This window comes from Coprococcus sp. AF99-45, from assembly GCF_027663865.1.
GTDB classification, from domain to species: Bacteria; Bacillota; Clostridia; order Lachnospirales; family Lachnospiraceae; genus Allocoprococcus; species Allocoprococcus comes.
The window spans coordinates 71,824-84,820 of record NZ_JAQDGZ010000002.1 but is presented as its reverse complement, the minus strand read 5'-3'; the positions used below and the strand labels follow the sequence as shown (position 1 = coordinate 84,820).

Genomic DNA, 12,997 nt, shown 5'->3' with positions numbered 1-12,997 from the left:
ATATTATCAATCTACCATACTAAAGTCAACCAAAACTTGCTATTTACTTTCTTTTTTGATAAAGATACAATAAGAAATACAGAAATTACTGTAAAAAGAGTAAAACAGAGGAATATAAATATATGGAAACAAATGAGATTATTGTTCACCATGCGACGGAGAATAACCTGAAAAATGTATCCATCCGGATACCAAAGCATCAGATCACAGTATTTACCGGAGTATCAGGTTCCGGGAAATCTTCGCTGGTTCTGGATACTCTTGCGGCGCAGTCACGCAGGGAATTAAATGATACTTTCCCGAGTTTTGTGCAGCAATATCTTCCCAAATACGGAAGACCGCATGTAGAACGGATTGAGAATCTACCGGCAGCAATTGTAATCAATCAGAAAAAGCCGTCGCCGAATCAGCGGTCGACGGTTGGAACTTATACGGATACCTATACCCTTCTGAGGCTTTTATTTTCCAGAGTGGGACAGCCTTTTGTCGGTTATTCGGACAGCTTTTCATTCAATCATCCACAGGGATGCTGCCTGCGGTGTAACGGACTTGGAGAAGTGACAGATCTGGATGTGCATAAGCTGGTGGATTTTGATAAATGTCTGAATGATGACGGGGTGATCCATTATGTGGCATTTGAGCCGGGGCAGTGGAGATGGATCCGCTATGCAAACAGTGGATTGTTTGATCTGAATAAGAAGATTAAAGACTATTCCGAAGAAGAATTGGAACTGTTTTTGTATTCACCGCAGATACGTCTTAAGAATCCACCGGAAGGATGGCCGAAAACTGCGAAATACGAAGGCCTTGTGCATCGGATGTACCGCAGTGTCCTAAATTCGGAAGAAGGAAAACTTCACAGGGAGTTATTGGATCCGATCACCAGTCATGGAGTTTGTCCGGAGTGTAATGGGGCAAGATTGAATCAGAAGGTGTTGTCCTGCAAAATTGACGGGAAAAATATTGCTGATGTAATAAAACTTCCATTATCCGAGCTGCGTGCGTGGATTGCTCAAATAGAAGATCCGCTTGCAAAAGATATTCAGGATACACTGCATACCAAACTGTCTGCACTTATAGATATCGGACTGGGATATCTGTCTCTGGACAGAGGGTTATCTACTTTATCTGGTGGAGAGATTCAGAGATGCAAGATTGCAAAATGCCTGAATTCCTCGCTTTCTGATTTGTTGTATATTCTGGATGAACCGAGTGCAGGGCTTCATAATCATGATATTGAGCGGATGCGCCGTGCACTGGAAAAATTGAGAGATGGTGGAAATACGGTTGTTCTGGTGGAGCATCACCGGAAAATGATCGAGATGGCCGATCACATTGTGGAAATGGGTCCGGAACCGGGAATGGCCGGTGGAAGAGTTTTATTTGAAGGCAGTTATAAGGAACTTTTAGAGAGTGATACGCCGACTGGAGAAGAGATGCGGCTTACTACTTCTCTAAAAGCAAAGGCAAGGGAAGCGAAAGGAATATGGCGGATGGAGCATATCCATCTTCACAATCTGAAGGACATTACCATCGAATTTCCAATAGGAAATCTGGTTGTGATCGCTGGTGTTGCCGGATCTGGAAAAAGTTCTCTGATGGAAAGCTTTTACCGCAGTATGGGAGAGGATGTGGTGTTTGTAAGCCAGCGCGCTGCAGGTGCAAGTCTCAGATCCACTCCAGCGACCTATCTGGGAGTCGCAGATGAAATCCGGAAAATATTTGCAAAGCGGTGCGGTCAGAAGGCATCTTTGTTTTCTTTTAACGGCGCAGGAAAGTGTCCGGCATGTAAGGGAAAAGGAGTGATCGTATCGGATATGGCATTTATGGATGACATCGAGACGACCTGTGATGTGTGTAAAGGACTTCGGTATTCAAAAGAAGTTTTGCAATACGAAGTAGATGGAAAGAATATTGCGGAAGTGATGGATCTGACTGTTGCACAGGCAGGGGAATTCTTCAGGGGAACAAAGATCAGCGAAGCGCTGGAGCCTCTGGAAAAAGTAGGACTTTCTTATCTGCACCTGAATCAGGCACTTTCTACTTTATCCGGCGGAGAGTTGCAGCGAATGAAGTTTGCTTCCTATCTCGGAAGTAAAGACCGTATTTTCATTCTTGATGAGCCGACAAACGGATTGCATATCAAGAATGTCCGGAGTCTGTTAAAGCTTCTGAACCAGATGGTGGATGAAGGAAATTCCATTTTTGTTATCGAACATAACATAGAATTTATCAAATCCGCTGATTATGTGGTAGAATTAGGACCAGAAGGAGGAGATGCCGGAGGAAGACTGCTGTTTGCCGGTACACCGTCTGAGATGAAAATGAGTGAAAAATCTGTTACGGCAGAATATTTATGATGATACCAGATTGCTCCATTTCCATTGCTACGCAATCCCCCTATTTATAATTATGAAAGATTTACAGAAACAGAAATATTTACCAAAAAGATAGAAGAAAAGGAGACGAACGTTATGAAACTAATGATTGCATCAGATATTCACGGATCCGCATATTATTGTCTGGAAATGCTGGATGCGATGAAAAAAGAATGTCCGGACAGACTGTTACTTCTGGGCGACATCCTGTATCATGGACCAAGAAATGATCTTCCGCTGGAATACGAACCCAAAAAGGTAATCAAAATGTTAAATGAAGTCAAAGAGAAATTATTCTGTGTACGCGGAAACTGTGACACAGAGGTAGACCAGATGGTACTGGATTTTCCAATCATGGCAGATTATGCAGTGATCCCGTGTGGCAACAGGATCATTTACGCCACCCACGGACACCATCATAACGTCATGACCCCAATCCCAATGCAGCCAGGCGATATTCTCCTACACGGTCACACCCACGTACCGGCCTGGGAACCATTCGGAAACGAGAACCTCTACTTAAATCCAGGTTCCGTTTCCATCCCAAAAGAAAACAGCGCCCACAGCTACATGATCCTGGAAGACGGTCTCGCCAAATGGAAAAACCTATACGGCGAAGTTTACCACGAACTTATGCTGTAGAAAAATCTACAATATTAAGAAAAAGTAGAACCGAAAAACTATCACAAATGGAAACATACAATACCTGAAAAAGTGAAAAACTTTTATCTTGGCGAAAATATTGAACAAAATAAAACCCCATAAATTGTCGACATTCGCCAATGTACATCCGACAATTTATGTAATAAAATGAAACTAAGAAAAGCAAAGGAGAACCTAACAATATGAGAGCTTACGAAAGATTTTTAAACTACGTTCCGGTATGGACAACCAGTGATGAGACAAGCGATACTGTCCCGTCAGCAGACAGAGAGCTGGTACTGGCAAGAATGCTTGTAGAAGAGATGAAAGGTCTTGGAATTGCAGATGCAAGAGTGGACGACAAGGGATATGTATATGGACACATCCCTGCAACTCCTGGATGCGAAGACAAGCCGTCGCTTGGTCTGGTTGCGCATATGGACACTGTGGCAGATGCATCAGGGGAAAATATAAAGCCACAGATCATTGAGAATTATGACGGGAAGGACGTTGTCCTGAAAGGTTCCGGAGATATTCTGAAAGTAGATGAGTTCCCGTACCTTGCAGAATTAAAGGGCAGAACTCTGATCACAACTGACGGAACCACACTTCTTGGGGCAGATGACAAGGCGGGAATCGCAGAGATTCTTACCGTGGCAGAAGAGATCATCAAAGAAGGACTTCCGCATGGAAAGATCTGCATCGGATTTACACCGGATGAAGAGATTGCAAGAGGAGCAAAGCATTTTGATGTGGAAGGTTTTGGTGCTGACTATGCTTACACTTTGGACGGTGATGAGGAAGGCGAGATTCAGTTCGAGAATTTCAATGCATCGACTGCATTTATCACCATTCACGGTGTCAGCGTACATACGGGATCAGCAAAAGACGTGATGGTTAATTCACAGACCATTGCAACCGAGATCCACCAGATGCTTCCGGTAAATGAAAGACCGGAGACAACCGAAGGATATGAAGGATTCTATCATCTGGTCAGCGTGCAGGGAAATGTGACAACGACTAAGATGAAATACTTTATCCGTGATTTTGATCGCAGATCTTTTGACGCAAGAGCACAGAAAATTCGTGATATCGCAGAAGAGATGAATAAAAAGTACGGCGAAGGAAAAGTGGAAGTTGAGATTGTAGAATCTTATTACAACATGCGCGAAAAGATTGAACCGTGCATGCAGCTGATCGATTACGCAAAAGCAGCGATTGAGCATGCAGGTATTACACCAATCGTGTCACCGGTCCGTGGGGGAACAGACGGTGCAAGACTCAGCTTCAAAGGACTTCCGTGTCCGAATCTTGGAACGGGCGGACATGCATTCCATGGCGTATTTGAGCATATCACGGTAGAAGGAATGGATAAAGCAGTCCTTATTGTAAAAGACATCATTAGACAGTTTGCAGAATAAAGGGGAATTTAGTAGAATTAAAGGAAATGTATTGACTGGATTCCGGCAGAATACCGTTTTGTGAAAAATCAGAAGATCGCATACTTTTTTGGAGGATGGTGTTTTTTGTGACACTGATCTGTTGTATAATGGGAATGTATAACAAAAATCCATTTACCTTTGCAATGAATGTGATCACACCGGTAGTGCTGACTGCACTTGGAATTATCATGCTGAAGCTTGCCGAGTGTGAACGTGCAAAAGAATCTGGAAAATAAAGGGGCTGAAATGCCAGGAGGAACATTATGGAGAACCAGACAATTAAAGAACTCACATCATTTATAAAGAACTCGCCGACTGCTTTTCATGCAGTAAAATCAATCCGGGATATTCTTACAAAAGAAGGATTTCAGGAGCTGAAAGAATCGGAAAAATGGAAAATAGAAAAAGGCGGAAAATATTATGTGACCCGCAACCATTCCAGCATTCTTGCATTTAAAGTCGGAAACCAACTGGATGAGTACAGCTTTCATGTAACTGCGTCCCACAGTGACTCACCGACCTTTAAGATCAAAGAGAATGCAGAGATTGAGGTGAAGAAAAAATACACGGTTCTGAATACAGAAGGCTATGGCGGAATGATCTGCTCTACCTGGTTTGACCGTCCGTTATCGGTAGCAGGGCGCGTAATTGTAAAGACGGACAGTGGAATGGAGACCAGACTGGTCAAGGTAGAAAGAGATCTTCTGATGATTCCAAGTCTTGCAATCCATATGGACCGCGCAGTCAATGAAGGCCGTGCGATCAACAAACAGGTAGACATGCTTCCGGTTTTTGCTGGATCGGCAAAAGAACCGGGTGAGATGAAAAAACTGATCGCAGAAGAGATTGGCGTAGAAGAAGAGAAGATTTATGGTATGGATCTGTTCCTGTATAACCGGATGGAGCCATCTGTATGGGGAAGAGAGAATGAATTCTTATCCTGTCCACAGCTGGATGATCTGCAGTGTGCGTTTGCGTCGCTGAATGGTTTCCTTGCAGGAGAAAATGCAAAGAATATCAATGTTTTTGCCTGCTTTGACAATGAAGAGGTTGGATCAGGAACCAAGCAGGGAGCAGCATCGACACTGTTGTCGGATGTGCTTTGGCGGATCAACAAGGCACTGGGAAAGGATGAGGAAGATTTCTATCGTGCAGTTGCCGGAAGTTTTATGCTGAGCTGTGATAATGCACATGCAGTACACCCGAATTATCAGCAGAAGACGGATGTAAATAACTGTAACTATATGAACGAAGGAATCGTGATCAAATCTCATGCCGGTCAGAAATATACCAGTGATGCAGTAAGTATTGCGATTTTCAAGGCAATCTGTGAAAAGGCAGGTGTACCGGTGCAGTTTTTTGCCAACCGTTCGGATGCGGCAGGTGGAAGTACACTGGGAAATATTGCAATGGCGCAGGTATCCATGAATACCGTGGATATCGGACTTCCGCAGCTCGCAATGCATTCGGCTTATGAGACTTCCGGTGTAAAGGATACCGGTTATCTGATCGAGGCATCCAAAGAATTTTACAGCTGTCATATCAAGGCAGCAGGCGATGGTTTGTTTGAAATTGCATAAAGAAGTATTTGCAGGGAGTTCCGGAAGAACTCTCTGCAAGTTTTTCCGAATCTGGAAGAAGGCATATTTCGAGGAACGATAGAAAAATAAAATTCAGAGTGCATTCTAATTTTTTTATAGACAGGAAAGAAACTGTCCTGTTATAATAATTATGGTGTCAGATCACCGAAATGGCAGAGAATGAGTAACAAGGTTGGGTAAAAGGAATGGCAGAATTAATATATCGAACACTAAGAGAAAATATTGCAGATATTATCCGGAAGAGGATCATTTACCAGGAGCTGGAGCCGGGACAGAAGATTGTGGAACAGGATCTGGCAAAGGAATTTAAGACAAGCAGGGCTCCGATTCGTGAGGCACTTAGACAGCTGGAAAATGAAGGACTTATAGAATATGTAAGAAATGCAGGATGCTCTGTAAAAGAAATTACACTGGAAGAATCATTTGAAATTTACCTTATGCGGGCGAATTACGAAACCATGGCAGTGAAGCTGATGGGAGGAAACGTTCCAGAGGATACCATTTGCCGGATGGAAGAAGTGCTGGAAAAAATGAAAAAACTGGATGAAGAGCAGTTTGACCAGGTTTTTGTCTATGATAACCAGATGCATGGACTGCTTGTAGAGATGACTGGTATGACAAGGCTCTATAAAGCATGGAAAGAGCTGAATTATGGAAATATTGTTACGGGCTTCAGCCTGAGCACGGATAAAAAGCGTGTGTTAGAAAGACAGTATCCGATTCATAAAGAACTGGTGGATGCCTGCAGGGAAAAGAACAAGGAGAAAATCTGTCACGTTCTTTCCGAACATTACATGAGAACGATCCGAAGGCTTTTGAAAGAGCAGGGATTGTCGGAAGAGGATTCCGGATTTTCATTTGATTTTCTTGTCTAGGATACAGAGAGAGGTTACAGTCTTTAGATAGTAGTAAATGGATAAATATTAATAATGAAGAGATGTGGATAGTAATATTCCACATCTTTTTTTGCTGTGTTTTGTTGAATTATAACAAAAAAAGAGTGTAAGACATGAGCTGTATTGAAAAAGTGGTGAAGTTATGCTATATTACTTATAAAGGATGACGATTGTCGACAGTCGCCAAAACAGAAAGGAAATAAAAAGTAATGGGAAAAGCACAGACTAATGAAAAACATCCAAAAGGCTTTTATGCCTGTTGTATCACATTTATGTTTGAACGCCTGGCATTTTACGGAGCAAAGCCAATCTTGCTTCTATTCCTGATCACTGCAACTTTACAGGGTGGTCTTGGTATTGAGCGAACAGATGCGGCAGTCATGGCAGCGAATCTGACAGCGTACACCTATATGGCACCGCTGATCGGAGGAATTATCTCTGACAGATGGCTGGGAGCGAGATATGCGATCTCTCTGGGATATATTATCATGGCAATCGGATATCTGGTAGGCTGGAAGGCAACAGGTCCGGGAATGGTCAATCTGATGATCATTCTTGTATCGATTGGAACCGGTCTTTTCAAAGGAAACTTAAACGCTCTGATCGGAAGACAATATCAGAACAAAGAGCTTCTGGATGCTGCATTTTCCATTCAGTATTCTTATGTAAATGTTGGGGCTTTCGTAGGTTCACTGCTTACCGGATTTTTGTATCTCCACTTATTTAAAAAAGGCGATGTGCTTGGATTCCGTCAGTGCTTCTTTGTGGCATCGATCTGGTGCATCGTTGGTCTGGCATGGTTTGTGCTGAACTGGAAAAACCTTCAGGGACAGGGTGTGAAACCATTCAAGTATCTTACGGATGAGAATGGAAATGTGATCGGGTCTAACGAAAAGAAAGAAGATGGGAAGAACGACAAGCAGCCGCTTACAAAATTGGAAAGAAACCGTATGATAGCGATCATTCTTGTATCGGCACTCTCTGTTATCTTCTGGCTGTTCTACTATCAGCAGGATCTTGCGCTTGTCATTTATATGACCGATTATGTGAAGATGAGTATTGGCTCTTTTGACATTCCGCCGTCATGGGTTACTACTACATGGAACGGACTTTTGTGTGTCGTTCTTGGTGGTGTGATGGCAGCCATCTGGAAGAAACTTGCCGAGCGTCCGCAGGGCGATATGAATATGTTTAAGAAAGTAGCACTTGGCTTCCTTTTTGTAGGACTTGCGTTTGGAGTAATGGTTGTTTGTGAACTGGTTCGCGGAGTTGGCGTAGATGCTTCTGTAAAAGCAAGTGTTTTCTGGCCATTCCTGTTTGTAACGGTTATTACAATCGGAGAGATGTGTTTCTCACCGCTGCGTAATGCATTTGTAAGTAAGTATGCGCCGAAGAAATATCTCTCACTTTTGATGGGGGTTATCGCAATTTCTACATTTGGCGCAAACAAGTTAAGCCCGTTTGTACAGGCATTTATTGAAAAATTTGATGTGTTCCCTGTATTTGTTGGAATCACAGTCATTATGTTAGTATTTACAGCACTTATCTTCCTGGCTAACAAGAAGCTGAACAGCCTTGTTGAAGGGAAAGAAGAAGCTTAAATGATTCTGCCAAAAAGAGAAAAAAGAAGTCCGGTGATCGAAGGAAAGATCACCGGATTTTCTTTTAACCGAGCATTTCGATAAATGCCCCGAGTCTTGTATTGATCTGTGCCTGGTCACCAGAAGAATAGTCTGTATTGATCGCAATATACGGAAGTCCTTTTTCTTTGGTGACAAAGGTGCGGATCGCATCGGACTCAATGGCAAAGGTATGACATGCCTGCAGAAGGACCTCAACGACACCATCTACCTGATATTCATCAATCTGGGCATCAAGCGCCTCGAGACGTCCCGGGTTCGGACTCATGACCGAACAGTTTACACGAAGATATTTTTCGGCGATTGCAGTGATTGGATCCTTTGTCTCATCAATCGGATCTTTTTTCTCACGTGGACCGCAACAGTTCTCAAAGCCGACAACATCTGCTCCGAGTTCTTCAATCTGGCGTACAATTTTGTCGATCACGCCGGTGGTCGGACATCCGGTAATGAGAACTCTCGGACGGGATGGTTTGCCTTTATATTCCTTTTCATAAAGCTCTTTAAGCTCAGCGGTACGGTGTTCCAGGTATTTGATTTTTTCTTCCAGATCAACCGTGAATTCGTTCGAGGAAATAACCGTGTTGATCTCATAACCGGTAATCGGAGTCGGTTTTAAGCGTCCAATCTCAAAGAAGTCAAGGACGGCCTTGCGTTCCCGGTTGCGAAGATGGATTGCTTTGCGGATCTGCTCATCTGTGATCCTTATGTGATAGAAATCCTCCAGATCTTCTTTGACGCTGATTACCTCCTGTTTCCAGAATTCCAGCGCACCGCGGCCTATTTTTCCTGGCGGAAGCTGCATAATATGGCAGTGCTTAAGCTCGGACATCAGTTCATACATTTTCTTTTTTCCATCGCAGGTTGTCTCTGCGAGTACCATGTCCGAAAAATAGAAGAATGGACAGCGGTCAGCGAGGGCGGCACCGTAGCTTGCCTTGATCAGAGGACAAAGGTTCTGTGGCAGTCTGGTCTCTGCGATCGGGATATTGTCATCTCCGATCCCGCAAAGTACAACTGCAGCTGCGTCTGCAGCTTCAATCAGTTCCCATGGGGTGTAGGTACAGAAAACTCCGACAATTCTGCGCCCGGACTCCTTCAGCTCTTTCATTTTCAGAAAAGCATTCTTTCTTGCTTCCGGATAGGTTTCAAAATCTTCCGGTAATTTTAAATTGGTCATTTTCAGATCTCCTTTTTTATAAATGATAGTTTTATCATAAGTGTTTTTAAACGAGATGTATAATTGATATTTTTTATAAAGAAGGAAATTTAAAGATGTTTTCAATAGAAATTCTTAAGAATTCATGATGCCAGGAGGATAGCATTGTGATTGGATTCAAAATAAGGTATATTGAAAACAGGAACGTAAAGTAGAGCGAAAAGAAAAGGAGAACATTTATGGGGGCATTGATTCATATAGAAAATATGAAGAAAATCTACAATCCGGGTGAGAATGAAGTCCGTGCACTTGACGGGATCGATCTGGATATCGAAAAAGGAGACTTGGTTGCGATTGTGGGACATTCGGGCTCGGGAAAATCAACGCTGATGAATATGCTCGGCTGTCTGGATACACCGACTTCAGGCAAGTATGTTCTGGACGGGCAGGATGTGGCGAGTATGACAGATAATCAGCTTGCAGATGTGCGGAATAAAGAGATCGGTTTCATTTTCCAGGGATTCAACCTGATCAGTAATCTGGATGCAGTTGGAAACGTAGAGCTTCCGCTGGTATACCGCGGGGTGTCAAAAAATGAGAGAAAGCAACTTGCGATGGAAGCCCTGAAAAGTGTCGGTCTGGAAGACCGGATGAAGCATAAGCCGAATGAAATGTCCGGAGGACAGCAGCAGAGAGTTGCGGTGGCAAGAGCGGTTGCCGCAAAACCGCCGATCATTCTTGCCGATGAACCGACCGGCAATCTGGATACAAAATCAACACAGGAGATCATGGAAATCCTGAAAGAACTGCACAGGTCAGGCAGAACGGTTATTATCATCACACATGATGAAGAGATTGCCAGTCAGGCACACCGGGTGATCCGGATACTGGATGGCAGGATTGAAGAAGATTATTGTAACAGGTAATGCACAAAGTTAAAGTTCGTTTTGGATTTCAACTAATCTTTTAAAATCTTTTAAAATGCAACATTTTCGTTTACCTTTCCAGGTAAATGCGGTAAAATAAAAGAAAAAGGAATCTGGCATCAAAAGCCAGATAAGACAGGAGGGTTTTTGTATGAAGATGATTATGGCGATCCTGCATAAGGATGATGAACTGGAGACGATAGAGGAACTGAATATTGCCGGATACATGGTAACAAAGCTGGCTACAACTGGTGGATTTCTGAAGAAAAAGAGTACCACGATCATGGTTGTAGTGGATGATGAGAAGGTAGCAGAGGCACTGAAGATCATCAAGAAGAATTCTGGCGAAAGAAAGACGATCACTTATGCAAACCCGGCATTGATCTCAGGACAGAGCAGCATGAGCGCAGCACCGTCCGTTCCGATCAATGTGCAGGTAGGCGGAAGTACGATTTTTGTACTGAACGTGGAGCAGATGGAGAAATACTAAAGTTTATGGAAATTGTAATCTTGAGTTTTACAGATGCAGGTTGTCAGATGGCCTGTAAAGTCAGAGAGAATTTCATACAAAGCGGATACCGTGTCAAAGTGTATACTTTGACACGGTTTTGCAGATTATACGGATTTCATGCTTTTCCGGAAGATAAGAAAAGCTGGATAGGCAGCCTCTGGGGAGAGAAGGCTTTGTTTTTTATCGGGGCGGCAGGAATCGCAGTGCGGATGATCGCCCCTCACGTGAAGGACAAATTTACCGATTCGCCGGTTCTGGTGATGGATGAAAAAGGAAGCTATGTGATTCCGCTCCTGTCGGGACATGTGGGCGGAGCTGTAGAGCTTGCAAAGGAAATTGCGGAGAAAATAAATGCGCAGGCAGTACTTACTACAGCAACGGATGTAGAACAAAAGTTTGCAGTAGATGTATTTGCAAAAAGCAATGGTCTGGTACTGACAGACCGGAAAAAAGCAAAGGAGATCTCAGCTGTGGTTCTGGATGGGAATAAGATTGGACTTTACAGTGTATTTCCAATAGAAGGAAAGTTTCCGGAGGAATTAAAGCTATGTGAAACAGAAGAGTTTCTCAGAAACTATCCATATGGAATCCGGATTGCAGGAAGAAGTGGTGAAAGGCGGGAAGAAGAGACGATTCTGGATCTTCCGCCGAAGAACTTGGTGCTGGGAATCGGATGTCGCAAAGGGATTTCCGAAGAAGAAATCCAAAGCGCGGTCAATGAGGCAAAAAAGATCCTTGGATTTACAGAAAAGGAAGTCATTGAGATCGACAGTATTGATCTGAAAAAAGAAGAGGAGGGATTACTTTCTTATGCGGCAAAGTGGAAGCTTCCATTTTACACGTTTTCAGCAGAAGAGTTGGGAAAGGTTAAATGTGTCAGCTCCCATTCGGAGTTTGTCAGGAAGGTCACGGGTGTGGACAATGTATGTGAGCGGGCGGCGATCCTTGCAGCCGGAGAGGATGGCAGGCTTCTGATGCCGAAGCAGTGCATGAATCGGGTGACAATAGCAGTGGCAGAAAAGAAGGTAAGGATCAGAATATGAAGCGGATTTTAATATTTTCAGGGACAACAGAGGGAAGGCGGATTACGGAATTTCTGGATGGAAGAAATGTAAAAGTTTATGTCAGTGCCGCAACCGAATATGGAAAAGAATGTACCGGAGAGCATGAGAATGCGGAAGTCTTTTTTGGGCGTATGGATCAGAAGCAGATGACAGAGATGATAAAGGAAAAGCAGATCGATCTGGTGATCGATGCAACCCATCCATTCGCACAGCTTGTGACTGGGGAGATAAGGAGAGCCTGCGAAATCTCCGGTGTGCAGTATCTGCGTTGCCTGCGGGAGAAGATGGAAGCAGTGCCGGATGAAGCGGATCGGGTGATCTGGGCGCAGTCGGTTGAAGATGCGGTGGAATATCTGCAAAATACAGAAGGAAAGATCCTGATTACCACCGGAAGCAAGGAACTGATAAAATATACAAAGCTTACGGAGTATAAAGAGCGCTGCTTTGCGCGAGTCCTCTCTACGGAGCAGGCGGTTATGGAGTCGGTCGCGCTTGGCTTTGAAGGAAAGCATCTCATTGCAATGCAGGGACCATTTTCAAAGGAGATGAACGTGGCTACGATCCATCAGACAGGCGCAAAATATTTTGTGACCAAAGAATCGGGAAAAGCCGGAGGCTTTGGAGAAAAGGTACAGGCAGCAAAGGAAACAGGGGCAGTTCTTGTTGCGGTAGGAAGACCAAAAGAAACAGGGAGAACATTTTCAGAAGTCTGTAAATGGCTGGAAAAGAATCTGTAAT

The 12,997-nt window shown here is 43.6% G+C and carries 12 protein-coding genes; 11 read left to right on the top strand and 1 reads right to left on the bottom strand.

Translation table 11 applies throughout. From position 1 onward, the window contains the following. Window positions 1–122 precede the first annotated feature (122 nt). The 7 genes from PGR14_RS02100 to PGR14_RS02070 all read left to right on the top strand — a co-directional run bounded on the left by PGR14_RS02100 (window position 123) and on the right by PGR14_RS02070 (window position 8,560). Window positions 123–2,360: an ATP-binding cassette domain-containing protein gene (locus tag PGR14_RS02100; protein WP_055157949.1), complete on the top strand. Its 2,238-nt coding sequence runs from the start codon at window positions 123–125 to the stop codon at window positions 2,358–2,360. A gap of 114 nt (window positions 2,361–2,474) precedes the next feature. Next, window positions 2,475–3,020, top strand: coding sequence for a phosphodiesterase (gene yfcE / locus PGR14_RS02095; protein WP_022220747.1), 546 nt, complete (start codon window positions 2,475–2,477; stop codon window positions 3,018–3,020). Between the two features lie 203 nt (window positions 3,021–3,223). Further along, on the top strand, window positions 3,224–4,441 hold the full coding sequence (pepT, locus tag PGR14_RS02090) for a peptidase T (RefSeq protein ID WP_270222890.1): 1,218 nt from the start codon (window positions 3,224–3,226) through the stop codon (window positions 4,439–4,441). 107 nt (window positions 4,442–4,548) lie between these two features. Further along, window positions 4,549–4,698, top strand: a complete 150-nt coding sequence (locus PGR14_RS02085; protein ID WP_022220746.1) for a hypothetical protein — start codon at window positions 4,549–4,551, stop codon at window positions 4,696–4,698. A 27-nt stretch (window positions 4,699–4,725) separates the two neighbouring features. After that, entirely contained in the window at window positions 4,726–6,042 is a 1,317-nt protein-coding gene (locus tag PGR14_RS02080) for a M18 family aminopeptidase (protein ID WP_008371823.1), read from the top strand. Window positions 6,043–6,248: 206 nt separating this feature from the next. Continuing rightward, a complete protein-coding gene (locus PGR14_RS02075) occupies window positions 6,249–6,938 on the top strand; it encodes a GntR family transcriptional regulator (protein ID WP_008371822.1) in 690 nt (229 codons plus the stop codon). A 230-nt stretch (window positions 6,939–7,168) separates the two neighbouring features. Continuing rightward, entirely contained in the window at window positions 7,169–8,560 is a 1,392-nt protein-coding gene (locus tag PGR14_RS02070; protein ID WP_055157953.1) for a peptide MFS transporter, read from the top strand. Window positions 8,561–8,624: 64 nt separating this feature from the next. Here PGR14_RS02070 and PGR14_RS02065 read toward each other — a convergent pair whose 3' ends face one another. Further along, the gene (locus tag PGR14_RS02065; protein WP_022220744.1) at window positions 8,625–9,779 is read right to left on the bottom strand and encodes a double-cubane-cluster-containing anaerobic reductase; all 1,155 of its coding nucleotides are present in this window, start codon (window positions 9,777–9,779) and stop codon (window positions 8,625–8,627) included. A gap of 218 nt (window positions 9,780–9,997) precedes the next feature. Between PGR14_RS02065 and PGR14_RS02060 the strand changes: the two genes are divergently transcribed. The 4 genes from PGR14_RS02060 (at window position 9,998) to cobK (ending at window position 12,996) form a co-directional block, all read left to right on the top strand. Further along, window positions 9,998–10,684, top strand: coding sequence for an ABC transporter ATP-binding protein (locus PGR14_RS02060; protein ID WP_270202818.1), 687 nt, complete (start codon window positions 9,998–10,000; stop codon window positions 10,682–10,684). 151 nt (window positions 10,685–10,835) lie between these two features. Next, on the top strand, window positions 10,836–11,174 hold the full coding sequence (locus PGR14_RS02055; RefSeq protein WP_008371815.1) for a cyclic-di-AMP receptor: 339 nt from the start codon (window positions 10,836–10,838) through the stop codon (window positions 11,172–11,174). Between the two features lie 5 nt (window positions 11,175–11,179). Further along, window positions 11,180–12,238, top strand: a complete 1,059-nt coding sequence (locus PGR14_RS02050; protein ID WP_055261344.1) for a cobalt-precorrin 5A hydrolase — start codon at window positions 11,180–11,182, stop codon at window positions 12,236–12,238. Beyond that, entirely contained in the window at window positions 12,235–12,996 is a 762-nt protein-coding gene (gene cobK, locus PGR14_RS02045) for a precorrin-6A reductase (RefSeq protein ID WP_055246534.1), read from the top strand. Before PGR14_RS02050 ends, cobK begins: the two co-directional genes overlap by 4 nt. Window position 12,997: the final 1 nt, after the last annotated feature.

Bases quoted from the DNA above. Each gene is read 5' to 3' on its own strand.
- PGR14_RS02100 (WP_055157949.1), top strand. From the start codon at position 123: ATGGAAACAAATGAGATTATTGTTCACCATGCGACGGAGAATAACCTG.
- yfcE (WP_022220747.1), top strand. From the start codon at position 2,475: ATGAAACTAATGATTGCATCAGATATTCACGGATCCGCATATTATTGT.
- pepT (WP_270222890.1), top strand. From the start codon at position 3,224: ATGAGAGCTTACGAAAGATTTTTAAACTACGTTCCGGTATGGACAACC.
- PGR14_RS02080 (WP_008371823.1), top strand. From the start codon at position 4,726: ATGGAGAACCAGACAATTAAAGAACTCACATCATTTATAAAGAACTCG.
- PGR14_RS02075 (WP_008371822.1), top strand. From the start codon at position 6,249: ATGGCAGAATTAATATATCGAACACTAAGAGAAAATATTGCAGATATT.
- PGR14_RS02070 (WP_055157953.1), top strand. From the start codon at position 7,169: ATGGGAAAAGCACAGACTAATGAAAAACATCCAAAAGGCTTTTATGCC.
- PGR14_RS02065 (WP_022220744.1), bottom strand. From the start codon at position 9,779: ATGACCAATTTAAAATTACCGGAAGATTTTGAAACCTATCCGGAAGCA.
- PGR14_RS02060 (WP_270202818.1), top strand. From the start codon at position 9,998: ATGGGGGCATTGATTCATATAGAAAATATGAAGAAAATCTACAATCCG.
- PGR14_RS02055 (WP_008371815.1), top strand. From the start codon at position 10,836: ATGAAGATGATTATGGCGATCCTGCATAAGGATGATGAACTGGAGACG.
- PGR14_RS02050 (WP_055261344.1), top strand. From the start codon at position 11,180: ATGGAAATTGTAATCTTGAGTTTTACAGATGCAGGTTGTCAGATGGCC.
- cobK (WP_055246534.1), top strand. From the start codon at position 12,235: ATGAAGCGGATTTTAATATTTTCAGGGACAACAGAGGGAAGGCGGATT.